Source organism: Pseudomonas sp. C1C7 (assembly GCF_013359595.1).
Classification (GTDB): domain Bacteria; phylum Pseudomonadota; class Gammaproteobacteria; order Pseudomonadales; family Pseudomonadaceae; genus Aquipseudomonas.
In genome coordinates this window covers 305,234-329,368 of the sequence record NZ_JABFMP010000002.1, presented here as the reverse complement: position 1 = coordinate 329,368, position 24,135 = coordinate 305,234, and the positions used below count along the sequence as shown (strand labels likewise).

At 62.8% G+C, this 24,135-nt stretch carries 20 protein-coding genes; 7 read left to right on the top strand and 13 right to left on the bottom strand.

Annotation, left to right across the window (positions count from 1 at the left end; translation table 11 throughout):
- Nucleotides 1–215 precede the first annotated feature (215 nt).
- Nucleotides 216–968, bottom strand: a complete 753-nt coding sequence (locus HNO86_RS03060; RefSeq protein WP_178130955.1) for a response regulator transcription factor — start codon at nt 966–968, stop codon at nt 216–218.
- Nucleotides 969–1,091: 123 nt separating this feature from the next.
- Nucleotides 1,092–1,568, bottom strand: coding sequence for a prepilin peptidase (locus HNO86_RS03055; protein ID WP_175375553.1), 477 nt, complete (start codon nt 1,566–1,568; stop codon nt 1,092–1,094).
- Nucleotides 1,569–1,643: 75 nt separating this feature from the next.
- Between HNO86_RS03055 and HNO86_RS03050 the strand changes: the two genes are divergently transcribed.
- On the top strand, nt 1,644–2,084 hold the full coding sequence (locus HNO86_RS03050; protein ID WP_175375552.1) for a TadE/TadG family type IV pilus assembly protein: 441 nt from the start codon (nt 1,644–1,646) through the stop codon (nt 2,082–2,084).
- Nucleotides 2,081–4,822, top strand: coding sequence for an ATP-binding protein (locus HNO86_RS03045; protein ID WP_175375551.1), 2,742 nt, complete (start codon nt 2,081–2,083; stop codon nt 4,820–4,822). Before HNO86_RS03050 ends, HNO86_RS03045 begins: the two co-directional genes overlap by 4 nt.
- On the opposite strand, the gene HNO86_RS03040 is transcribed toward HNO86_RS03045, so the two are convergent.
- The 5 genes from HNO86_RS03040 to HNO86_RS03020 form a co-directional block, all read right to left on the bottom strand.
- Nucleotides 4,819–6,810 (bottom strand): pilus assembly protein TadG-related protein, encoded by a 1,992-nt coding sequence (locus HNO86_RS03040; protein WP_175375550.1) that lies wholly within the window; start codon nt 6,808–6,810, stop codon nt 4,819–4,821. The two genes, HNO86_RS03045 and HNO86_RS03040, sit on opposite strands and share 4 nt — an antisense overlap.
- Before the next feature lie 213 nt (nt 6,811–7,023).
- Nucleotides 7,024–7,584: a DUF4136 domain-containing protein gene (locus HNO86_RS03035; RefSeq protein ID WP_175375549.1), complete on the bottom strand. Its 561-nt coding sequence runs from the start codon at nt 7,582–7,584 to the stop codon at nt 7,024–7,026.
- A 55-nt stretch (nt 7,585–7,639) separates the two neighbouring features.
- The gene (locus tag HNO86_RS03030) at nt 7,640–8,257 is read right to left on the bottom strand and encodes a DUF4136 domain-containing protein (protein ID WP_175375548.1); all 618 of its coding nucleotides are present in this window, start codon (nt 8,255–8,257) and stop codon (nt 7,640–7,642) included.
- A 12-nt stretch (nt 8,258–8,269) separates the two neighbouring features.
- Nucleotides 8,270–9,019: a methyltransferase domain-containing protein gene (locus tag HNO86_RS03025; RefSeq protein ID WP_175375547.1), complete on the bottom strand. Its 750-nt coding sequence runs from the start codon at nt 9,017–9,019 to the stop codon at nt 8,270–8,272.
- Nucleotides 9,019–9,321 (bottom strand): MazG-like family protein, encoded by a 303-nt coding sequence (locus HNO86_RS03020; RefSeq protein WP_175375546.1) that lies wholly within the window; start codon nt 9,319–9,321, stop codon nt 9,019–9,021. The genes HNO86_RS03025 and HNO86_RS03020 overlap by 1 nt, the downstream gene beginning before the upstream one ends.
- A 270-nt stretch (nt 9,322–9,591) precedes the next feature.
- Here HNO86_RS03020 and HNO86_RS03015 point away from each other — a divergent pair, with 270 nt between their 5' ends.
- Together HNO86_RS03015 and HNO86_RS03010 are read left to right on the top strand one after the other, a co-directional pair.
- Nucleotides 9,592–9,885: a hypothetical protein gene (locus HNO86_RS03015; RefSeq protein WP_175375545.1), complete on the top strand. Its 294-nt coding sequence runs from the start codon at nt 9,592–9,594 to the stop codon at nt 9,883–9,885.
- A 157-nt stretch (nt 9,886–10,042) separates the two neighbouring features.
- Nucleotides 10,043–11,389 carry an MATE family efflux transporter gene (locus HNO86_RS03010; RefSeq protein ID WP_175375544.1) on the top strand — a complete coding sequence of 449 codons (1,347 nt, stop codon included), beginning with the start codon at nt 10,043–10,045 and terminating at the stop codon, nt 11,387–11,389.
- 27 nt (nt 11,390–11,416) lie between these two features.
- On the opposite strand, the gene HNO86_RS03005 is transcribed toward HNO86_RS03010, so the two are convergent.
- The 6 genes from HNO86_RS03005 to HNO86_RS02980 form a co-directional block, all read right to left on the bottom strand.
- On the bottom strand, nt 11,417–12,211 hold the full coding sequence (locus tag HNO86_RS03005) for a DUF4123 domain-containing protein (protein ID WP_175375543.1): 795 nt from the start codon (nt 12,209–12,211) through the stop codon (nt 11,417–11,419).
- A complete protein-coding gene (locus HNO86_RS03000) occupies nt 12,208–13,524 on the bottom strand; it encodes a type VI secretion system Vgr family protein (protein ID WP_175375542.1) in 1,317 nt (438 codons plus the stop codon). The genes HNO86_RS03005 and HNO86_RS03000 overlap by 4 nt, the downstream gene beginning before the upstream one ends.
- Before the next feature lie 232 nt (nt 13,525–13,756).
- Nucleotides 13,757–15,670, bottom strand: a complete 1,914-nt coding sequence (gene speA, locus HNO86_RS02995) for an arginine decarboxylase (RefSeq protein WP_175375541.1) — start codon at nt 15,668–15,670, stop codon at nt 13,757–13,759.
- A 219-nt stretch (nt 15,671–15,889) separates the two neighbouring features.
- The gene (locus HNO86_RS02990; protein ID WP_175375540.1) at nt 15,890–16,261 is read right to left on the bottom strand and encodes a translation initiation factor Sui1; all 372 of its coding nucleotides are present in this window, start codon (nt 16,259–16,261) and stop codon (nt 15,890–15,892) included.
- Between the two features lie 205 nt (nt 16,262–16,466).
- Nucleotides 16,467–17,027 (bottom strand): NUDIX hydrolase, encoded by a 561-nt coding sequence (locus tag HNO86_RS02985; protein WP_175375539.1) that lies wholly within the window; start codon nt 17,025–17,027, stop codon nt 16,467–16,469.
- Between the two features lie 3 nt (nt 17,028–17,030).
- Complete coding sequence (locus HNO86_RS02980; RefSeq protein ID WP_175375538.1) at nt 17,031–18,098, bottom strand: DUF2333 family protein; 1,068 nt, start codon at nt 18,096–18,098, stop codon at nt 17,031–17,033.
- Nucleotides 18,099–18,557: 459 nt separating this feature from the next.
- Here HNO86_RS02980 and gcbA point away from each other — a divergent pair, with 459 nt between their 5' ends.
- The 3 genes from gcbA (at nt 18,558) to HNO86_RS02965 (ending at nt 24,076) form a co-directional block, all read left to right on the top strand.
- Nucleotides 18,558–20,228: a diguanylate cyclase GcbA gene (gcbA, locus tag HNO86_RS02975; protein ID WP_175375537.1), complete on the top strand. Its 1,671-nt coding sequence runs from the start codon at nt 18,558–18,560 to the stop codon at nt 20,226–20,228.
- Nucleotides 20,229–20,280: 52 nt separating this feature from the next.
- Complete coding sequence (locus tag HNO86_RS02970) at nt 20,281–22,227, top strand: methyl-accepting chemotaxis protein (protein ID WP_175375536.1); 1,947 nt, start codon at nt 20,281–20,283, stop codon at nt 22,225–22,227.
- Nucleotides 22,228–22,330: 103 nt separating this feature from the next.
- Entirely contained in the window at nt 22,331–24,076 is a 1,746-nt protein-coding gene (locus tag HNO86_RS02965; RefSeq protein WP_175375535.1) for a protein-disulfide reductase DsbD, read from the top strand.
- Nucleotides 24,077–24,135 lie beyond the last annotated feature (59 nt).

Sequence of the window (24,135 nt, the reverse complement as noted above, 5' to 3'; positions counted from 1 at the left end):
ATGAATGCCGGAGCGAAGGGATCCCGAGCTTTAGCGAGGGACCGAACGTTGGGGCGAGACTTTTGCTTCCTTTGGGCTGGGCCGGCACTCCGGCGTTTGCCAAAGGGAGTCGGCCGCCAGGCCGAAACAAAGACAACGGCCGCGCCCGCAGCAATGGATATGTACACAGCCTAAAAAGCTCGCGAGCAAGCTCGGCTCCTACAGGAACAGCGAACTCAGTGCGCCGTCACGCGCTGCCGCATGCCAGAACTACTGGGCGACAACGCCAACGCCAACTGCGTCCGATTATGCATATGCGTCAACCGCAAAACCTGCGACACATACAACTTCACCGTGTTCTCGGTAATCCCCAACTCACAGGCAATCTGATAATTGGTCTGCCCCTTGCCCACCAGTTGCGCCACTTCCAGTTGCCGCGGCGAGAGCTGATTGAAGATCGACGGAATCTCGATCCGATCCACCTCACTGACCTCACCCTCCCCCGCATCCGCCGCATAGGGCGCCCGCCGGACCCTGTCCAGATCCTGGTAAAGATCATCGATCGACTCGGACAAATACTGCAGCTTCTGATTCAGATGCCCCAGTTGCATCGCCTTGTTGCGCTCCTGCAACGCCGCTTCCTGACGCTGCAAGCCTTCGAGCAACTCATTGGGATCGACCGGCTTCTGGAAGTAGTCGGCAAAACCCGCACGCAGCGCCTTGATCACATCCTGCTTGTCCGCGCGCCCGGTCAGCATGATCGCCTCGAACGCCCGGTGCTTGCCGCTCAGCCGCTGCAGTTCCTGAACCAGTTGAATGCCATCCATCCTGGGCATGTGCAAATCGCACAGCACCAGGCCAATGGCCGGATCTTCGTTGAACAGTGCAATGGCCTTTTGGCTGGACTCACAAGGAACAGACCGATAACCGCTGTCCTCGAGAAATTCGCAAATGGATTCGACGATCGCTGGTTCATCGTCGACCACCATGATTTTTACCGCGGAGGTACGCTTGTTCACGTGCAACTCCCTGCCAGGTCAGACACCGACCGTTCCTCTACTTGAAAACCGTTTTGTACAACTCATGTTGAAAGTAGACCCACTCCGGGCGCTCTACAAATAGTGGATCCAAATCAAAGTCAGCAAAAAGCCCACCAGCAGGAAGGGTGCGAAGGGCTGTTTATTTGACATTCCAGGCTGTAAATGACGAAGACGTTCCCTAAGCCATTGACCTGTATGCAGCCAGACTCTTGGCGCTACCAGCAGCCACAGCACACTGGCCAATCCGGCACCGATAAACACGCCCAACACATACCGACCGTCGGTCGCGAGGCCAAGCGCTGTCAGAAGTTTCACATCGCCGGCGCCGAGCCGACGCAGTGCATAACCGGGCAAAGTGAAGGCCAACGCCAGCAACGCCGCCCACCCGCCCTGCGCGGCGGTCGCACCCAGCCAGGTGGTGCCGCTCCACAACAGCCAGGTCAGGGCCAGCGCCCCGACACCCAGGGTCAGGCCATTGGCGATGTGGCGCTGCCGGGCATCCTGCGCGGCGCACAGCGTCAGCCAGATCAGCAGTACAAAACTCTGCATCCTGTAAAAAACGTCCCTTTTGCCTGAATGATTCTATGCTGATATTACGCAGTGACTGTCAGGGTAGACGCACTCATGAAAACCGGCCTTCCCCGCAAACAAAAAGGCGCCGCGGCGATTGAATTCGCCCTGGTGTTCGTCATCTTCTTCGGCGTGTTCTACGCCATCGTCACCTACAGCCTGCCGCTGTTGCTGATGCAATCCTTCAACCAGTCCACCGCCGAAGCCGTGCGCCGCAGCGTCGCCCTCGACCCGGCCACACCCGGCTACGACGCTGCGCTGAAAACCCTGGTCAAGGACGAGGTGAGGCGGCAACTGGCGTGGATTCCCGCCGGTTTCAATTTCGATCCCGACACCGACGTGACCACCACCTTTGCCGCCGGCCTGCTGAAGGTCAGCATCAACTACCCCACCAGCAAGTTGAACGCGGTGATTCCGTTCCTGAACCTGCCAGGCCTCGGTCCGGTACCGAACCTGCCGGCATCGCTCACCGCCAGTTCGAGCCTGCAATTTTGAGTGCCGGCGACAAGCTCTTCGGGCGCCTGCTCCACCGCCACCCGCCAGCGCCGCAGCCTGTTCTGGAGCCGCCGAGCGTACGCAGTGTCGGTTTGCAGATGCAGCTCGACGCCCAAGGTCGGGTGCTGCGCCTGAGCGGTCCGTTGCGGCATCAGCTGGCGCAACAGACGCCCGGCGCAGAAGCACCGCACCTGATCGATTACCTCCTGCCCCACAACAGCCTGACGGTGGAAGGCTCGCCTGCGGACTGGCAGGGGCAATTGCTCGATCTGGATTTCTACAGCCTCACTGGCCAGCCCCTGCACCTGCGTGGCTGGGTCCAGTCACTGAACGATGCCTGGCTGCTGCAATTGCTGGACATCAGCGACCTGTTGCTCGATCGCCGGCAAGCGCGCCAGCGCGAGCAGTGCCAGACGCTGGCGGTGCAGATCGGCGAGCAATTGCGCCTGTGCAGCCTGTCGCGTCTGCCCGAGGTATTGAGCGAGCAACTGCAAAGCCTGGCCCAGCGCTTTCGCATCCCGTGCATCGCCCTGGCGTTGCTCGATGAAGAGGAACAGGGTTGGCAGATTCACCAGCACTACGCCAGCCCCGGCGCGCCGCAACTGTGGCAGAGCGGCCAGCGCCTGGGCACCGGCCTGGACAGCCTCAGCGGCTCGGCGCCCCAGCATCCGAACCTGCTTCAGCACCCGCGCCTGCAGGACGCCTTCGGCAATATCGAAGGATTTGCCGTGCCCTATCACGACGCGCAAGGCGTGGCGGCCTGGTTACTCTTTGGCTACTTCGGCACGCAGCAACGCCCGCCGGACGTCAGCGAGCGCGACTGGCTGCAATTCGCCGCCGCACTGGCCAGCCCCGTGCTGGAGCGACTGCGCGAGCATCGGCATCACCTGCAACTGGAGCGTCTGGAATCGCTGCAAACCCTGCTCGGCACCGGATGGTGGGAGGTGTTCGGCGACACGGCCCAGGTGCAATTGGCGCCGTCGCTGGTCAAGGCCCTGAACCTTGCCAGCGCCCGCTTGCCCTTGTCCGACTGGCTCGAACAGGTGCACCCCGCCGACCGCGAAGAGCTGCGCAGTCGCCTGCACGCCCTGCAGGACCAAGGCACGCCGCTGCTGCTGTGCGTGCGCATCTATCACCCCGACACCGGCGCGCCGCCGGACTGGTTTCGCCTGCAAGGCCAGGCCCTGGGCATCGGTAAAAACCGGCGTGTCGTGGGGTTCATGCTCGACATCAGCGACATCAAGAATCAGGAACAACAGGCAGCCGCGGCCCATGCGCGGCTGGACAACCTGATCGCCCGCTCACCCGCGGTGATTTACGTGCAGCGCTATGTCGAAGGTGTGCTGGAACCGACGTTTTTCAGCGACAGCCTGGCGCCCCTGCTCGGCTGGACACTCGACGATTGCGCCGGTGCCGCGCTGATCGAACGCCTGCACCCCGAGGACCGCGAGCGCTACTTCGAGCGCACTCGCCAACTGTTGCGCGAAGGTGCGGTGAGCACCCGCTACCGGCTGCGCGACAGTCGCGGCGATTACCACTGGCTGCTCGACGAAGCCAAGCTGCTGCGCGATGACCTCGGCCTGCCGGTAGAGGCCGTGGGGCTGTGGCTGGATGTCACCGAAGCGACCCAGGCCGCCGAACGGATCGAACAGAGCGAGGAACGCTACCGGATTCTGGTGGAGGACTCGCCGGCGATGATCTGCCGCTACCTGCCGGACCTGACCCTGACGTTCGGCAACCAGCCGCTGGCGACGTATCTGGAGTGCTCGCCGGACCAACTGCCAGGGATCAACCTGGGCAGCTGGATGTCCGCGGAACAGCGCGATGCATTCACCCAGCGTTTAGGCCAGTTGAGCCCGCAATGCCCGGTCAGCAGTGCCGAGATCAACCTGCAACTGCCCGGCCGCGAACACGCCTGGTGGATCTGGTCGGATCGCGGGGTGTTCGATCAGCAAGGCCACTTGCTGGAGATTCAGGCCGTGGGCCGCGACAACACCGAAGTGCGCCGCTCGCAGATGCAACTCACCCAAAGCGCGAAAATGGCCACCCTCGGCGAAATGGCCACAGGCCTGGCCCACGAAATCAACCAGCCGCTGAACGTGATGCGCATGGCCATCGTCAACGTGCTCAAGCGCCTGGAAAAAGGCGACGCGCAGATCGACTACCTGACCGACAAACTCAAACGCATCGACGCCCAGGTACAGCGCGCCGCGCGGGTGGTGGATCACATGCGGGTGTTCGGCCGGCGCTCGGAGATCGAACAGCAACCGTTCAACCCGGCCCAGGCCATCGAAGGCACGCTGTCGCTGCTGGCCGACGGCATGCGCGGCAAAGGCGTCGAGTTGCGGGTCAGCGCGCCCGACTTCGAGGTGCTGGTGCTGGGGCACATCGATCAGCTGGAACAGGTGCTGATCAACCTGATGGTCAACGCCCGGGATGCGCTGGTCGGCAAGTGCGAAAAAGATGCGCAGTTCGAACCGTGGATTTCACTGTCCGCGGAACGCGATCAACAGTCGGTGCGCCTGTGGGTCGAGGACAACGGCGGCGGCATCGATCCGCGTCTGCTGGAGCGGATATTCGAGCCGTTCTTCACCACCAAGCCGGTGGGGGTGGGTACGGGGCTGGGGTTGTCGGTGAGTTACGGCATTGTCGAGAACATGGGAGGCAGGCTCAGTGTGCGCAACTCGAGCGAGGGTGCGCGGTTCTGCATTGAACTGCCCATCGCTTCGACGGTTTAGATCGCCAGCGTTGGCCGGCCGGGCGGTTTGCAACTCAGGTTGGCGCCGACATCGACCTTGTTCAGGGTGATGCCGAGGTTGGCCAGCAAACCGTCGAGAAGCGGGTCGACCACTGGCGCCAGCAGCAGCTGGATCACGCTGCCCAAGGTGCTGTTGACGCCATTCAGGGTACCGCTTGTGGTGACCAGCAAATCCCCCAGCACACTCGAACCGGTGGGCTTGTAGGCCTCGACCTGGACGCCGCTCAAGGTGGTTTTCAGGCTGTTGACGATGCCTTGGGTGCCGAGGCTGTAGTACATCGGCGGCTTCTTGATTTCCGGCGGCTGACTGTAGACATGACTGCTTTGGGTGCTGGCGATAGAGGTGTCGATTTTCACGCCCAGGCCGCCGCCGTAGAAGGGTTTGCGAGTCGCCGGATCGCAAGTCGGCGAGCCCAGCCCCAGCAGCGGAATGGTGCAGGTGATCACGCCGACATCGATCAGCGCCAGCGGCTGCACGGTGACATCAGCCGCCGACGAAAAGGCGTTGGCCGTATCGACCTTGCCGACTTTCAGTTTGACCAGAGAGGTATTGGTCTGGGTGGTCAGGCTCTTGGAGGCATCGCTGGCACAGTTGTAGGCCGTGACCCGACTGTCGGCGCTGGCCACTTCGAGCACCACGTCGATCGAAGAGGTGGGAAGGATTTTCAGGTCGGTGCGCTGGCAGGTTCCGCCCAGCGTACAAAAAATCGAATTCAACGCGCCGGCGATGTTCAGGTGCAACACATTGTTCAGGGTATCGGTCAGCCCGCCGACCAAGGTGTTGCTGGTGATGGCGTTGGTCAGGCCACTGATGGTGGCCAGCACCGGCAGGTTGAGAGACAGGACGGTGCGCACCTGAGCCGTACGCACGAAGATCCGGTTCGGATCATTGAGCTGACCATTGATCAGCGCCGGATTGCCGATGGCCGACAGTTGCGGCGGTTCGATGACTTTGGTTCGGACCACGCCATTGGCCAGGCCCGGGATGTTCAACGGAATATTGGCGACGGCGGCGTTCTTGCTGTTGGCCAGTTGCACGAAGGCCTCTATCAGCTGGAACACCTGCAGATTGGTATTGAGCCCCGATGAAACCGCGCCGGTCTGCAATTGCAGCAACTGGCCCAGGACAATCGAGGTACTGCCGGCGGCCGCCTTGAGTCCGGTCAGGCCGCTGACCGCCACGCTGGCAGTGGGTCCGCCGGCTTGCATGACGGTGATTGCCGTATCCAGCAATTGGGTCAGCGCGATGTTCTTGCTCAGCAGTTCGGTGTAGTTGCCGGCAGTGACATTCACGTCGATGGCCAGTTGGTTGAGGTAGCTCAGCAGGTTGATCTGCGTGTTCACCAGCCCCTGCCAACCGGCGATGCTCAAGTTGAGACTGCCGCCCAGCATCTGCCCCAGCAACAGATTGAGGGCGGCGGATTTGCTGGCGTCGACCACCAGTGCCGTGCTGCCGATGGTCAGGCTGGCCAAGGGCGGCAGGACCGCCGGTGCGCTGACCGCGGTGGCCGTGAGTTGTGTGGTCAGGCTGGTGGGGCCAGGGCTCAGCAGCGCATAGACACCCGCGGCAATGCTGGTGGTGACCGTATGGGTCGCGATTACGCGAATCGCTTCGGTCTTGCTGGCATCGACCACAAAGGCCCGCAGATTGTCAGCCCCGGTCTGCAACGAGCCGCAGGCCGTGTTCAGGGTCATGCCATCGCTCGCCTTGTAGCCATTGCGGGTGGCGCTTTCCAGGGCATAGCCGGCGGCGCTGAGGTTTGGCGACTGGCAGTCGCCATTGCGGCTGACGGCTTCCAGCGCGGCCACATCGGCCACTCGCTGCAACTTGCGCTTTTCCAGATAAAGCCGGCCGGAGTCGATCACCAACAGCGTGAAACCCAGGGCCAGCGCCAGGGTTCCGGCCGCCATCAAGCCAATCGCCCCCCGTTGCCGGGCCGGGCCGCTAAATTCCTTGCGGGGCGACATCGTGCACTCCTTGTCCGGCTCACTGCCGAGCACTGCCTCCATGGATGTGGAGCAGTGTAGTCAAGGGTGGGGATGGCTGCTGGCAACTCGCCAGCGCCGGCGACAAAAAACCTGTGTAGGAGCTGCCGAAGGCTGCGATCTTTTGACCTTGATCTTAAAAACCAAGATCAAAAGATCGCAGCCTTCGGCAGTTCCTACAGGGTGATGTGGGGATTATCTGTGAGGGGGATAGTTGGCCAGGATGCGGGTGACCGTTTCGTGTATCGCGGTGCTGCGATCTGTGGGATTGGGTGTGCGGCTGAGGATCTGTTCGTCACTGCCGCGCCACACCAGCTTGCCGTCCTTGCCGTCGAGCATGTCGATCTGGATGGTCGCGACCTTGTAGGACACCAGGCGCGTTTCGTTGTACATCGGCGCGCCCCAGTAGCCGTACCAGGGGTTGCCCCAACCGCCGCCATAGTTGGTGGTCACCTGTTGCTGGCGTTCCTCGACAATCAGGTAGGTCTGGATACTCAAGTCGCCCTTCGTGCCCGCTGCAGCAGGGCGCAGGCCGCGCTGGTCCAGTTGTTCGGAGACCGACTCGCGGATGCGCTGCTCGGTCAGGTCGCTTTTGATCCGAGGGTCGTCGGGACGGTATTGCAGCGCGGGTTCTTTCCAGCTCCAGCTGCGGTAGGCCGCGAAGTCGCGGCTGGCATCGTAGTCGTGATTGACCTGGTTGGCGGCGCAGGCACTGAGCAGTGCGATCACTGCCAGTAAAGCGAAACGGCGGAACATGATGATTCTCCGATAGAAGACATGACCCAGCGAAATGCTTCTCATCTACAGGAAGCTAACTGGGAGGATACGCCGACATCGCCTTTTCCACAGCCTCCCGAATGGCATCCACTTGCTGGCTCTGAGTGCCACGATGACTGGTTTCGGCGCTGGAACTCCAGATCGGCTGACCGCTCTGCGCGTCGAACAGGTTCACATGCACTACCACGACCTGTTCCGAATAGGTGCGCACCACCGGCACCGAGCCGTAAACGCCGTAACCCGGTCCGTAGCCATAGCGGTTGTAGCCGCCATAACCCCCATAGGCGCCGTAATCGTCCTGAACCTGGCGCAGGCGGGTTTCCAGGCGCAGGTCGGCGCTGACGAACAGGTCGGCCGGGCGATTGTCATGCAGCGGGCGCAAGCCCCGTTGATCGAGGGCGCTGCTGACCGCTTCGGCCACCTGCTCCGAGTCCGCCCAGCTGGTGCCCGGCGGCAGGTGCCCATCCAGCCACGCCCAGCTGCGATAGCGCCCGTAGTCCCGCGCCGGGGCCGGGTAAGCGCTGCGGTCGAAGGTGTTGGCAGCCTGCGGCGGCGCCGGAGGCATCGGATTGGAAGACGCCACATAAGGGTTGGTGCCTTCGCAGGCGGCCAGTCCCAGACAGATCAGCAGCAACCCTGAACGACTCTTCATTTCACACTCCGATCAGACCGGCCGACAGATCCAGTGCAGATAACGCCCAAGCCCGGCGAAGCTTGGGTGGCGGCGGTGCGCCAGTTCCATTTCGAGCAGGTCTACCAGCTCGGCACGGGCCTGGAATTCCACCGGCATGTAATCGTGAAAAACCCGCACGCCACTCTGTGTTTCGACCTGCCACAGGCCTTCAAGTTGCGCCGCCAGTTCCCGGGGATCAAGCGGTTGTTGAGGGGTCAGGCTCTGTCTCTCGCCAGCCATGTCGTTCTTGCGCATCTTGCGGAAATGCCCCTTGAGCAAGTTGCGGTAAATCAGCGCATCGCGGTTGTAGAACGCCAGGGACAACCAGCCACCAGGTTTGGTCAGCTGATGCAGGACCGGCAGGATCGCGTGGGGTTCGGCCAGCCATTCCAGCACGGCGTGGCACAGCACCAGGTCATAGGGTTCGTTGAGCTGGCCGAGCAGGTCCTGCCACGGTGCCTGGATGAAGGTTGCGCTTTGCCCGGCGTCAGTGAAACGCTGGCGCGCGCCTTCGAGCATCGGTTCGGCGGGTTCGGCCAGGGTCACCTGATGCCCGCGCTCGGCCAGCCACAGCGACATATGGCCAAGGCCGGCGCCAATGTCCAACACCCGCAGTGGGCGATCCGGCAGGGTTTCGGCCAGGTCGGCCTGCAGCACGGCCAGACGAATCGCGCCCTTGGCGCCGCCGTAGATTTTTTCCGCGAAGCGCGTGGCCAATTGATCGAAATGACGGTCACTCATCAACTGAACCTCCGCTCACTGTCGGCCAGCTTGCTGCGCACCACCTCATTCATGTCCAGGCCCAGTTCGCTGCACAGCAGCAACAGATAGAGCACGATGTCGCCGATTTCCTGGCCGGCATGGGCGAGTTTGTCGGCAGGCAGTTGCTGGGACTGGGCTTCGGTCAGCCACTGGAAAATCTCCACCAGCTCGGCCATTTCGACGCTTGCGGCCATGGCCAGGTTTTTCGGGCTGTGAAATTGCCGCCAGTCATTGCGGTCACGGATGGCGTGCAGGCGTTGTGTCAGTTCAACAAGGTTCATCGGGGTCTCCTGAAGGCGTATAGCTTCGGGGGGATCAGAGGGGATGGCAAGGTCTATGTAGCAGCTGCCGAAGGCTGCGTCCGGCTGCGAAGCAGTCGTAAAACACGTCAGCGCCGTCTGTCTGTCAGAACGGGGATTCAAGATTGACGACTGCTGCGCAGCCTTCGGCAGCTGCTACAAATTGTTTTGCGCCATACTTGGGCAGTCGGGAACCTGAGGCGGTGATCGATAGCCCAACCCACGCCCTCATTTCATCAGGACACTCATTCCATGCAGGTAGAAGGTTTTTTCGAATGGCTCGGTCAGGCGCTTGGCACAGTCATCCGTTTCATCGTTGACGCCCTCAGCGGCCTTTTCCAGATGGTGAGCCGTGCGAGCAGCAACTTTGTCGACGGCCTGTCCCGCGCGCTGGGCATGGACACGTCGATCATTAGCATCGCGGTCCTGATCATTGGCCTGGTGTTGTTGTGGTCGGCGATCCGCGCGTTCATGAATGCGTCGATCATCATGGGGCTGATCTGGTTGATGCTGGGGTTGTGGTTGCTGAGCTGGATCATGCACTGAGCCCCCCCGACTGCCCCTGCAGGCGCTGGCTAACACCTATACAGCGGGCTGCGATCTTTTGATTTTGATTTTTAAAAGCAAGATCAAAAGATCGCAGCCTTCGGCAGCTCCTACATTTGGTCTGTGTCGCTACAATGCCCGCTCCCAAGGAGCCCGCATGTCCAACCTGATTGCCGACTGGCGCGACCGCCCTACCCATCGTCGGGTCTGGGCGCTGGCGGCGCCGATGATTCTTTCCAACATTTCCGTACCGCTGGTGGCGCTGGTCGACAGCACCGTCATCGGGCACCTGCCCCATGCCCATCAGCTCGGCGCCGTGGCGGTCGGGGCCAGTCTGTATACCTTCCTGGCCTGGGCGATGGGCTTTCTGCGCATGGGTTCCACCGGTTTTGCCGCCCAGGCCGCCGGGCGCGGGGATGGCGCGGCGCTGCGGCAGATTCTGTTGCAGGGGCTGCTGCTGGCCATGGGGCTGCCGATTGTCCTGGGCGCGGCGGGCGTGCCGCTGAGCGGGGTGGCGCTGCATTTCATGCAGCCGTCGGCGGAACTGGACCAGATGACCCGCGAGTTCTTCCATACGCGGCTGTTCGGCCTGCCCGCGGCGCTGGCCAGTTACGCGCTGGTCGGCTGGTTCCTCGGCACACAGAACGCCCGGGCGCCGCTGGTGATCCTGCTCACCACCAACCTGGTCAACATCGCGCTGAACCTGTGGTTCGTTCTCGGTCTGGAATGGGGCGTGGTGGGCGCGGCTCGGGCCTCGGTGATTGCCGAGTGGACCGGCGCCCTGATCGGCCTGCTGATGACCCGCCAGGCCCTGCGCGCCTATCCGGGGCAGATCGTCTGGGCGGCGCTGCGGCTGTGGCAGAGCTGGCGTCCGCTGCTGGCGGTCAACCGCGATATCTTCCTGCGCAGCCTGGCCCTGCAATCGGTGTTTTTCCTGATCACCGTGCAAGGCGCGCGACTGGGGGATGCCACCGTCGCCGCCAACGCCCTGCTGCTCAATGGCCTGCTGCTGACTGCCCATGCCCTTGATGGCCTGGCCCACGCGGTGGAAGCTTTGTGCGGACACGCCATTGGCGCCCGCGACCGCGATACCCTGCGCCGCTCGCTGGTGGTGGCCTGTGGCTGGTCGCTGCTGGCGAGCCTGGGCTTTGCCGTGTTCTTCCTGTTGGCCGGGCACCTGTTCATCGAAATGCAGACCGACATCGCCAGCGTGCGCGACACCGCCTTCATCTACCTGCCCTACCTCGCCGCCCTGCCGCTGATTGCGGTCTGGAGCTACCTGCTCGACGGCTTGTTCATCGGCGCCACCCGCGCCCGGGAAATGCGCAACGGCATGCTGCTGACGGTGGCCTTGCTGGTGCCGTTCGCCTGGGCGCTGCAAGGGTTCGGCAACCACGGCCTGTGGATAACCTTTCTGCTGTTCATGGTCCTGCGCAGTCTGACCCTGGGCCTCATTGCCTGGCGCCTGCGGCGCAATGACGGCTGGTTCACCGGCGCGCACTGAAGCTCGAAAAATCAGAGGCTCGAAAAATCAGGGCCGAGGGTTCTGCCAGCGGTCGCGCAAACTGTCGAGGCGTTCCTGCTGGGTGCGCCCCGACGATCGCGCGGGCACCGCGTCAGGGTGTTGCAGACGCAACCACAGCCAGGCATCCAGCACGGGGCGCTCGCTGAAGCCCAGCGCCAGGCCTTCCTGCAAATGCGCCCAAAGGCGCGCGTATTCGGTGGCGGTGGAGCGGCTCCAGTGCCAGGCATGCTGCTCGAGCAGGCAGGTCTGCAGTTTTTCCCGCTGCCGTGCGCTGAGGGTTTCCTCGATGGCCAACGGGCTGACGGCCAGACCCGGATTGAGCAACATCTGCCAGCCCTGGTGGCCTGCCGCCCTGTCCGCCCAGGTGCCGCCAAACCAGCGAATCTGTTTGATCGGCCCCATCCAGCGGCTCAGTTGCGCGGCATCGCAGGCATCGAAAAAGTAACTGGCGGTATTGGGGTTGTAGTAGCTGAGCAAGGCCCGGTGATGCACATCGAAACTGACGGTGAGCATGCGCCGCAATTGGGCCAGCAAGACCGTCGCTGACGCCTCGCTGATCAGCAGCAAGCCACGCCAGTGCTGCGCATCGCGCTGGCAGGCTTCGGCCAGCATCGGGCAGGTGAGCAGATTGACCAGTACCGGGCCCTGGTCCCGCAGGGCATGCCATTCGGTCCCTTCGAACAACCGATACCAATGGGCCTGGTCGAACCCTTGCTTGAGCGCTGCTCCCGCTTGCGGTGCACTCGGCACATCCAGCAACAACCAGCGCGGCGGCACATCGGCCGCATACACCGCCATCACGCCGCTCCGCTTCGAGCCAGCCCCATGGCCGCCCGACAAGTACAGATCGCCTGCTCACACTGCTTGAAAGTGCCTCCGCCCGGCATCAGGCACAACATCAGCAAGGGTTCTCCCGAATGCAGCCATTCCTGCACAGCTTCCGGCGGACATTGCTCCGTTTCAAGCGGCGTCTCGGCCTCTTCCAGCGCAGCGGGTTGATGAAGAATCCCGGTGATCATCGGCTGGTCCGGGTCGCCGTCGACAAAGCTCACCACCACTTCCGTGCCTTCGCGCAACGTTGCGGCGCCTGCGGATTGCAGGGTCGGCGCCAGCGGCAGCCAGCAGTGACTGGGCGTTGCGCCTTCTCCCTCGTACAGCCAGTCGAACTGCACGGCGACCGGACGCGAGCGCGCCGGCTCTGGCTCGTCGACGCTCACCACCCACGCCCGTTGCAGGCTGTGCATGGCGGGCCGTGGCGATTTCGCTGGCGGCGCAAACGGCGCCATGCCTTGCATGGCACGCACCTGGTTGCGGTAAGGGATCGACAGGTCCTGGTTGCCCTGATGTTCGACGTGGGTCAGCAGCCACTGCCGATTCCACTCCGCTACCGGATGCCCGGCCAGCGCCATCGACTGGCCGCTGCGCAATGTCGCCAGATCGGTCTGGCACTCGGCCTGCGAATACCGGTTACCGGCGCCATGTCGAACTTCGAAGCGCCGCACCGCCGGCTGCGCCCCTTCGGGCCTGAACATCGTCATGTCCCCGACTCGAAACGGCCCCCGTCGATCGCTGAACACCACGCAGTGCCCTCCCGCCCGGTGCTCGAAGTGGTAGTCGATGCGCGCCCGGGCACACAGGCGCTGAAGAAATTGCAGATCGGATTCGCGGTACTGCGTGCAGAAATCCAGCAGAGGGTAATCGCCGCTCAACTCGAAACGCCGGTCGTCGCCGACAATGCCGTGCTGCCTGAGTACCCGATCGAGGATCTGCGGCACCGAACGGCCGCTGAAGATGCGCTGGCTGAAACGCTGGGCCAGACACGAAAGCTTCGGCACCAGGCGCACATGGCAAAGCCTGACGGTCGTGCCGTGGTCGCGCTGAAACAGTTCGTGAAGTTGTCCGTGAACGGTGTTGCCCTGCGGCCCGAAACGCAGACTGGCCGAGCGATACAAGAGGCTTGCGAGATCGAGCGAGGGATCATCGATCAGCAGGTCCACGTCAAACGCGAAGGGTTCGCTGAGCGCTTCCCTGCCGGTAAAGGCCAGGACCTCGAAGGTGTCGGACAGACCAGCTACGTCCAGACGAAATGACGGTTCGTTGACTGGTTCGAACATGGGCGATTCTCTACAGGAGGGTCGGCCGAGGATTTTCGCCGAGTGGCAGGGCCGAGTAGAGAGGGGAAATACAACTTGGGAAATGGCCTACGCGAAAAGAGGACGAATACCTGAAATAGCCGAGGACACAGGTATTTTCGCGCGGGAAAAAGAGAATTGCCTCACCAGGCCATCTGAAAATTCCGACGCTGTCGGTACATTTTCAGACAACCTGATGGGAGCAGGACTTACCTCAAGACGACAGGTAAGAAGAACGGGTCAGGCCCAGGCGCAAGGCATCGAGGAACTGGGTGCGCTCGGTGGCGCTGATGCGGGCACTGGCGCACTTGTCGCGGTAGTGGGTCATCAGCTCTTCGGGCGACAAGTGCACATAGCGCAGCATGTCTTCGATGGTGTCGTGGGTTTCGATACCGGCGTGGTACACGCTGCCGTCGGCGTTCTGGTAGATGTTCACCGAGTCGGTGTCACCGAACAGATTGTGCATGTCGCCGAGAATTTCCTGGTAGGCACCGACCAGGAACACGCCCAGCAGGTAATCCTCGCCTTCGTTCAGCGCGTGCACCGGCAGGCTGGTTTCGATGCTCTGCTCGTCGACGTACTGGTTGATCTTGCCGTCGGAGTCGCAGGTCAGATCCTGCAGCACCGCGCGGCGCAGCGGCTCTTCGTCGAGACGGTGCAGCGGGATGATCGGCAGTACCTGATCGATGGCCCAGGTGTCCGGCAGGCTCTGGAACACCGAGAAGTTGCAGATGTACTTGTCGGCCAGCTTGTCGTTGAGTTCGTCCAGCACCTGACGGTGGGAACGCTGGCGCGCCTTCAGCGAGTTGTGCAGGCGACGGCACACGGCGAAGTAGCACTGCTCGGCCAGGGCTTTTTCGGCCAGGGTCAGCTTGCCGTCGGCGTACTGGGCAGCGACGTCGCTCATGTAGTGCGTGGCGCGCCAGTAGGTTTCGGTGACCATCTCGATGTCGGTCGGACCCAGCAGGTCCACCAGCCACTGCACGGTTTCCGGCAGCGCTTCCTTGTTCTCGATCTGCGGCACTTCGTCGTTGTGGCGCTCGACGTCAGTCACCTGGACCACCAGCATCGCGTGGTGCGCAGTCAGGGAGCGGCCGCTTTCGGAGAAGATGTTCGGATGCGGCAGGCTCTGCGCATCGCAGAATTCCTTGAGCATGCCGACCACGACACCGGCGTAATCGTCCATGTCGTAGTTGATCGAACTGGCGTTACGCGAGTGCGTACCGTCGTAGTCCACGCCCAGGCCGCCGCCGACGTCGATGTGGTCCACCGGCAGGCCGAGGTTGCGCAGTTCGCCGTAGTAGCGGATCGCTTCCTTGAAGCCATGCTGGTAGTCCGCCAGGTTGGCGATCTGCGAGCCCATGTGGAAGTGCAGCAGGCGAATGCCCTGGTCGAGGCCCGCGGCGCGGAAGCGCTCGACCACCGACAGCAGCTGCGCCGCCGACAGACCGAACTTGGATTTTTCGCCACCGGTGTCTGCCCACTTCGACGACGCCAGGGACGACAGGCGCACCCGCAGGCCGACCTGTGGCTTGACCTTGAGCGACGCCGCTTCTTCGATCACCAGGCCGACTTCGGATTCTTTCTCGATCACGATGAACACGTTGTGGCCGAGTTTCTGGCCCATCAGCGCCAGGCGGATGAACTCGCGGTCCTTGTAACCGTTGCAGACGATGGTGCCGCCCTTCGGCGCCAGTGCCAGCACCGCCAGCAATTCAGGCTTGGAGCCGGCTTCCAGACCGATGGAGACGTTCTGGGTGGCGATGATGTTCTCGATCACCGCTTCCTGCTGGTTGACCTTGATCGGGTACAGCGCGGTGTACTTGCTCTGGTATTCCAGGCGCTCGATGTTGGCGTCGAATGCGCCGGTCAGCTGACGCACGCGGTCTTGCAGAATGTCGGGAAAACGTACCAGCAGCGGCAAGGACAGGCCGCTCTTGCGCAGCTGGTCGACTTGCTCGAACAGGTCGATGGGCGAGCTGTTCGGACCGTTCGGACGAACTTCGACGCGACCGGCGTCATTGATCGCGAAATATCCGGCCCCCCAATGGCGAATCCCGTAAACACTGCGGCTGTCCGCAACTGTCCATTGGCTGCCATCGTCTTTGCGTGTGCGTCGTACGGACATCGAAGTCCCCTATAAAGAAGTCATAGTGCGTCGCCTGGATTTCAGGCCGGCGCAGTCTAAAGAATGAAAATGACGGTTCGTCAACGAGGGAGTAGACCCCGCCGACCGCAACGAGTTTAGAAACCGGTCATGAACAGGCTCTGTGAAAACCATGGTGACGACGCCGGGCCTTGAGGTTTCAGGACCGGATCAAGCCACAGGTGGTTTTCACAGAGGCTGCTAGCCGCCGGATTTCTTCGCTTTGAAACCGAGCTTGATCAGTTCAGCCAAGAGTAGCTCGACATGATCGCCCTGGATTTCGATGACACCGTCTTTCAGCGCCCCACCGGTGCCACAACGTTTCTTCAACGTGGCAGCCAGGTCCTTGAGGGCGTCTGCGGCCAGCGGCACGCCGGTGATGGTGGTCACCGTCTTGCCGCCACGGCCCTTGCTTTCGCGACGCACGCGGGCAATGCCGTCGCCGGCCGGGATAACGGTCTGTTTGCAGATGCAGGCGTCCACCGGCTTACTGCATTCCGGGCAATGACGACCTGCGTCGGTGGAAAATACCAGGCCGCCCAGGGCGGCGAAGGATGCGGCTTTTTTGGCCACCGGCAATCCTCTATGGGAGGACAAAGACTGGTCGCAGCACTTGGGCAAGGCTATCGACCGCGAAGCCCCACTCAGGCAGGGGCAGCGCTACTGCAACGGTTGGATCCCTGTAGGAGAAGCCATACCGTTACAGCTTGAAAAGGTCGCGCAGTGTAACGGCAAAAACGCCGATTGCTAAGAGCCAATCGGCGCCAATTTATAGCGCTTATGCGACGTCTTCGCCGCGAGAGCGCAGATAGCGTTTCAACGCGGCCAGAGAGTCCGGGCAATAAGGCTTTTGCTGGATTTCCCGCAGCACTTGTTCAACGGGCAGAAAGCGCGCTTCCAGCACTTCTTCCGGCTGCAAAATCAACGGGCCATCCCACACCGCCGAAAAGGCCGAACACCAGAGGCGATTGCCGGTGTCTTCGAAGAAAAAATGATCATGGGCGGTCAGCTCGACGCCGCTCACCCCCAGTTCCTCTTCCAGCTCCCGGGCCGCCGACTCGGCATAGGTTTCGGTGGCCAGCACCATGCCGCCGGCCGCCACGTCCCAGTAACCGGGATAGATCGCCTTGCTCAGGGTCCGCCGGTGCACGCACAGCTCGCCGGCGGAATTGAACAACATGATGTAGGTGCCCCGCCCGATCAGGCCGCGCTCGCGCAGGTCGGAGCGCACCAGGGCGCCGAGCAGGTTGTCCTGCTCGTCGACCCAGGCGATCTGCTCGGCGTCGGAGGCCGCCCGATGGGCCGCTTCGCGCAGGTTATCGTTGGAACTGTCGACCATGACTCAGCCCTGATTCAGCAGTTGACGCAAATCGATCACCGCCGCGTTGGCCCGGGAAATGTAGTTTGCCATGACCAGCGAGTGGTTGGCCAGCACGCCGAAGCCGCTGCCATTGAGGATCATCGGGCTCCACACCGGTTCCTGCGACGCTTCCAGCTCACGAATGATCTGGCGCACGCTGACCGTGGCGTTCTTCTTGGCCAGCACATCGGCGAAGTCGACTTCGATGGCGCGCAGCAGGTGCGACAGGGCCCAGGCCTGGCCCCGGGCTTCGTAGAACACGTTGTCGATCTGCATCCATGGGGTTTCGACGATTTCTTCGTCGACCTGTGGCGCCACGCCCGGCGTCACGGCTTCGGTCTTCAACGCGGTGTTGAGCTTGACCCGGCCAACGCTGGCCGACAGCCGCTGCGACAGCGAGCCCAGGCGCGTGCCGACGTCACCCAGCCAGTTGTTCAGGTTGTCGGCGCGGGCATAGAACAGTGCGGTTTTCTGGTTCGGATCGGACAGGCGAGCCTGATAGCGGCTCAGGGAGTTGATGCCTTCCTGGAATTCGGATTCGCTGGACGGCAGCATCCAGCTCTTGTTGTCGAAGTTGAAACGCGGCTCGGCCTTGGCCAGATCGGCGTCTTCGGTCGATTGCGATTGCGAACGGGCGAAGTCCTTGCGCATCGCGCGGCTCAGGTCACGCACCTGCACCAGCACGCCGTATTCCCAGCTCGGCATGTTGTCCATCCACAGGCCCGGCGGGAAGCGGTCGTTGGAAATGTAGCCGCCCGGCTTGTTGAGCAGGGTGCCGGCAACGGTCTTGAGGGTTTCGACAGTGGTATAGCCGACCACCATCTGCTTGCCTTCTTTCTCGGCCGCCATCTGCGCGTTCTGCTGCACCGGGAACAGCGCAGGCTCTTCGCTCCAGTACCAGCCCAGCGCAATCGTCACCAGCAGGTAGATACCGACCAACGTGGCCAGCGCCCGGCTGAACACCAGGCCGCCCAGGTAACTGCGGGTAGCCGATTTCGGTTCGGCGGCACGTTCGGGCGCGCTACCGGCGCGGTTCTTCCAGTCCAGCATGGCGATTTCCTTTCAAGCTCTTGGGTTCAACGGTTCGACCACAACCATACAACAACGTGCCTTGGCCCGGCACCCGCCGTTGGGTTCATGTCGGAAATAAGCTTGTGGATGGCTATAAACAGACCACGCCGCCCGCTTTTTGTAGCAGACGGCGCAAGACTCAGGGAATCCCTTAGACCCCAAGGTAAGAAATCCCGGCTTGTCTGGCGTTGGCACACCATCAGAGACCACGGCCCATCATCTGCGCCGAATCCACTGCGTGCCCACTAAGGAAATCCCTGAAAGCCCCGTCCCACGGGCCTCAAGCGCGAACAACCAGCCAATTACAGACCGGTCGGTCACAAACTGAATACGGTCACTCAGCAGATTATTGGTGTCAGGTACTCATCCAATCGAAAAGAGATGCTAGCATAGAGCCACCAGTCGACCTCAGCGTGCCCCCTAACCAGTAGTCAGGATATGACCGAGCCAGAAGATCCCAGCCGCGAGCGCCTCAAGCACCACTTTGCCCAGCGGGTAATTCATCAGGCACGTCAGATACTTGAGATATGGCAGCGCCTGCAACGCAGCGAGTGGTCGACCAACGATCTGGCGGAACTGAGCGAGGCCAACCTGCGCCTGCTGCGTTTCGCCGAGCGCTTCGAACAGCCGGAACACATTCAACTGGCGCGCCAGATCGCCCTGTCGCTGCAGGCGGTCGACGCCAACCGCGGACGCCTGAGCAGCGGCCTGATCACCGATCTCAACCGTTTGATGCAGCGCCTGTCGCGCACCGGCCTGCGCCACGGCGACCAGCTCGATCAGACCTTCCTGCCGCCACTGCGCAAGCCGATCTACGTGATGCTGCAGGATCACGATCGCGCCGAGCGCCTGGCCAAGCAACTGGAATTCTTCGGCCTCAGCGCCCAATCCCTGGACAGCGTGTCGGCGTTTCGCTCCTCGATGGTCGAACGCCTGCCGGCGGCGATCGTCATGGACGTGGACTTCAGCGGCCCCGGCGTCGGCCTGAAACTGGCCGCCGAAGCCCAGGAAGGCCTCGACCAGCGCCTGCCGCTGCTGTTCTTCAGCCTGCACGAGACCGACACCCCGACCCGCCTGGCTGCGGTGCGCGCCGGTGGCCAGGAGTTCCTCACCGGCACCCTCGAAGCGTCGAGCCTGCTGGAGAAAATCGAGGTCCTGACCAACGTCGCCCAGTACGAACCCTATAAAGTGCTGATCATCGACGACTCCCGCGCCCAGGCCCTGCACACCGAGCGCCTGCTTAATAGTGCCGGCATCGTCACCCGCACCCTGATCGAGCCGATCCAGGCCATGGCCGAGCTGGCGGATTTCCAGCCGGACCTGATCATCCTCGACATGTACATGCCGGCCTGCACCGGGACCGAGCTGGCGAAGGTGATTCGCCACAACGACCGCTACGTCAGCGTGCCGATCATCTACCTGTCGGCCGAGGATGATCTGGACAAGCAGCTCGATGCCATGAGCGAAGGCGGCGACGACTTCCTGACCAAGCCGATCAAGCCCCGGCACCTGATCACCACCGTGCGCAACCGGGCGGCGCGGGCGCGCAACCTGAATTCGCGGATGGTCCGCGACAGCCTCACCGGCCTGTACAACCACACCCACATTCTGCAATTGCTCGAGGACTGCTCGTTCCGCGCCCGCCGCGAAAGCAAGCCCTTGAGCTTTGCCATGCTCGACATCGACCACTTCAAGCGGGTCAACGACAGCCACGGCCACCCCATGGGCGACCGGGTGATCAAGAGCCTGGCGCTGTTTCTCAAGCAGCGCCTGCGCAAGACCGACTTCATCGGCCGCTATGGTGGCGAAGAGTTCGCCATCGTCATGCCCGACACCGACCTGGAAGCGGCGCACAAGGTGCTGGATGAAATCCGTCAGCGTTTCGCCGAAATCCACTATCCCGCGCAGCCCGAGGACCTGTGGTGCACCTTCAGCGCCGGCGTGGTGGAAATGTCCGACGACACCGACAGCCTGCTGATGGCGAGCCAGGCGGACGAGGCGTTGTATCGTGCGAAAGCAGCCGGCCGCAACCGTGTGCAAGCCGTGCTTGCGTCAAAGCAAAGTGCCACTTTTTCATCCCAATCGACCCATTCCGTCATAACCGTGTAACAGAACCGCAATAAATTCAGGCGCTTACCGTTTCGCCACTGGTAGTCCCGCGATGCGCCTGAAGCTGCTGACCAATTTCAATACTCTCCTTTTAGTCGCCGTGTGCGTGGCCCTCGGCGCCACGCTCTGGTGGTCGCAAAAAGCGCTCGAACGCCCCTATCTATTAATGGAGCGCTATCTGGGCCTGTCCCAGCAGTTTCAGGATGACGTGGCGCGCAACATCGAGGACTACCTGGCCAGCGGCGACGCCCTGCGCCTGAGCAGCGCCAGTCAGGCGATCGACAATCTGCAAAAGGAACTCGGGGAATTGCCTCCCGCGCTGGCTGAAACCCTGCGTCCGAGCCTGACGAACCTCAACGATTTCAGCAAAACCGACTTGCTCGCCGCCGGCAAACTCGCGGGCGATCCGCAGGCTCTGCTGCTGCAAGCCGAGCGCGAACTGGGCGCCAGCCTTGATCAACTCAGCCAGTACGCCAACGGCAACGCGGCGTACCTGACACCCCTGCTCGCCGCCGCCCAGCACCTGGGCAAACTGTCCCTGGCCCGGGACAAGCTGGTGAGCAGCGGGCGCAGCGAACTGGCGGCGGATGTCGAGCGCGAAGTCGGCAACATCCGCACCCAGGCCAGCCAACTGGATGCCTTGCCATTGCTGGGCGTGGCGGCCAGCAGCGAATCGAACACCGATGACTTCGCCGCAATGATGGGCCTGGAGAACACCGAGAAAGCCGCGGCCGAAGACGCCGGCGTGGGTTTCAAGCGCGAGCTCAATAGCCTGCTCACCCGCTACCCCGCGGAACTGGCGCGCACCCGCGACCAGATCCAGAAACGTGCTGACCTGAGCGCCGCGACCCACCTGAAAATCGCCGACGTGCAACAGGCCATCGCCGGCCTGGAACCGGTGGTGCGAGCCCAGCATGGGCAGATCCAGGGCGAGGTGCGCCTGATGCAAGGGGTGATGATCGGCCTGATCCTGCTGATCGCCCTGCTCATCGACACCCTGCAACGCAAGCTGGCCCGGACCCTGACCAACCTCGCCCCGGCCCTGTCGACCTGGGCCGAAGGCGACTTCAGCCGCGACATCCAGCTGGGCAAGACCAACCGCGAACTGCACGACATCGAAGCCTCGCTCAATCGCCTGCGCGCCTACCTGGTGGACCTGGTGGGCACCATTCGCCTGAACGCCGAGCAGGTTGCGGGCAGCAGCCGCACGCTGGCCGAGCTGAGCAACGACCTGCACAGCGGCGCCGAACATCAGGCCGGCGACACGGCGCTGATCCGCGATTCGCTGGGTGAACTGGAAGCGACCATCCAGCAAGTCGCCGGCGACGCCAGCCAGGCCGCCGACGCCAGCCGCCATGCGGGGCTGGCGGTGGAACATGGACAGAAAGTCATCGGCCAGAGCCTGACCGGGCTGCATGCGCTGGTGGATGAAGTCCAGGGCAACGCACAGATGATCGAGCATCTGGCGCAGGAGTCGGCGACCATCGGTGGCGTGCTGACGGTGATCCGCTCGATTGCCGACCAGACCAACCTGCTGGCACTCAACGCCGCCATAGAAGCGGCACGGGCCGGGGAAATGGGCCGTGGCTTTGCGGTGGTCGCCGAGGAAGTGCGCTCCCTGGCCATGCGCACCGCCGGTGCCACGGCCGAGATCCAGACCCTGATCGCCGGCCTGCAGGCTGCGGCGCGACAGTCGGTCGAAGGCATGCGCGCCCAGGTCGAACACGCCGAAGCCACCGCCAACCAGGCCCAGGCGGCCGACGGCGCGCTGGATAAAATCGTCGGCGCGATCCAGACCATTTCCGACACCGCGGTACGCATCGCCGATGTCACCGCGCAGCAGAGCGGCGCGGTCAGCGAGATTCGCGATCACAGTGAGCGGATTCATCAGTTGGGTGGGGATAACTTGCTGCGCATTGGTGAAGGGCGCGAGCAAGGGGAAAATCTGCTGGTATTGGGTGGACGTTTGCATACAGCCGTTCAAGCCTTCCGCGTCTGACGCCTTACCCTGTAGGCGCTGCCGAAGGCTGCGCCTACACGGGAAGCGGTGTAGATGCATGGGCTCAGCTATGATGGCTCCAAGCCCCATACGCGAGACTGTCATGCGCCGCTTGCTCTGCCTGCTGCTTCTAGTGTTCGCCTTGCCGGTCGCAGCCACCGGCCTGCTGGAGAGCCGGCCCAGCACCACCCTGGGGTCGATCAACAACAGCGCCGACTTCCTGCCCGTTCGCGAAGCCTTCAAGTTGAGCCTGGTGGACAGCACGCCGCAATCGATCAAGCTGCGTTTCATCGCCACCGAGGGTTATTACCTCTACCGCCATCGCTTTCAGTTTCGAGCGGATCCGGCGGATGTCGCCCTCGGCCCGGCGCAACTGCCCAAGGGCGAGCAGAAGCACGACGAGTACTTCGGCGACGTCGAGGTCTACCACGGCATTCTCGATGTGGAACTGCCGCGCACCGATCAACGGGCATTCACCCTCGCCGTCACCTATCAGGGCTGCGCGGACAAAGGCCTGTGTTATCCCCCCGAAACCGAACGCCTGACGATCGATGGCAATGGCACGAGCACGGTGGTTCATGACTGGGGCTGGCGCGAACTGGCGCTGTTCTTTCTCGCGGGCCTGGGCCTCACCTTTACCCCGTGCGTGCTGCCGATGCTGCCGATTCTTTCCGGCGTGGTGCTGCGCGGTCAGGTCGGCGGTCTGCGCGGCTTCAACCTGTCCCTTGCCTACGTCCTGCCGATGGCTGCCTGCTTTGCCCTGCTTGGCGCCCTGATGGGCCTGTTCGGTGCGCAGCTCAATTTGCAGGCGCGACTGCAGTCGGCCTGGGTGCTGGTGCCGTTCGCGATGTTCTTTGCCCTGTTCGCCCTGGCGATGTTCGGCGTCTTCGAACTGAAGCTGCCGCAGGTGATCAGCAGCCGCCTGGATCGCATTGCCGGCCGCACCGAGGGCGGTTCGCTGTGGGGCGCGGCAGTATTGGGCGTGGTCTCCAGCCTGCTGGTTTCGCCCTGCGTCTCGGCGCCACTGGCAGGAGCCTTGCTGTACATCAGCGCCAGCGGCGATGCCTTGGGTGGCGGTTTGAAGCTGTTCATGCTCGGCCTCGGCATGGGCGCGCCGCTGTTGCTGGTGGCGACGGGCGGCGCGGCGTGGCTGCCGAAAAGCGGGCCGTGGCTGGTCTACGTGAAAAACGCGATTGGCGTTTTGCTGCTGGGGCTGGCGATCGGCCTGCTCAGTCGGGTGCTGCCCGGCCAGGTCACCTTGCTCCTGATCGGCTTGCTGGCCGCTGGCGTCGGTTTGTTCCTGGGGGCGCTGGAGTTCGTCTACAAACCGCCGAGAAAACGCCTGGGCCAGCTGCTCGGCATGTTCCTGCTGTTTTATGCCCTGGCCTGCTGGTACGGCGGCTTCAGCGGCCAAAGCGACCCGTTCAACCCGATTGGCCAGCCACGAACCGCCGTGGTCGAGGCATCCGCGTCCGACGCCGGCGCGTGGCAGACCGTCAGCACGGCGCAGGATCTCGACCGCCTGCTCGCCGAAGCCCGCGCCTCCGGCACCCCGCTGCTGCTCGACTGGTACGCCGACTGGTGCATCAGCTGCAAAGTCATCGAGCGCGAAGTGCTGGATGACGCGATCGTCGTCGAACGGCTCAAGGGTTATCGGCTGGTTCGCTTCGATATCACCGCCAGCAACGCCGAACAGCGGGCGCTGCTCGACCGCTACAAACTGTTCGGGCCACCGGCGCTGATGTTTTTCGGCAAGGACGGCGTTGAACTGAGCCAAGTGCGGGTGATCGGAGAGATCAACGCCCGGGACTTCGCCGAACGTGTCGCCAGAGCGAATGACCGGATTTAATCAAGCGGTCATATATTTCGCGCAAACATCGGACATCGTGCTGGCTATTGCAGAGAACT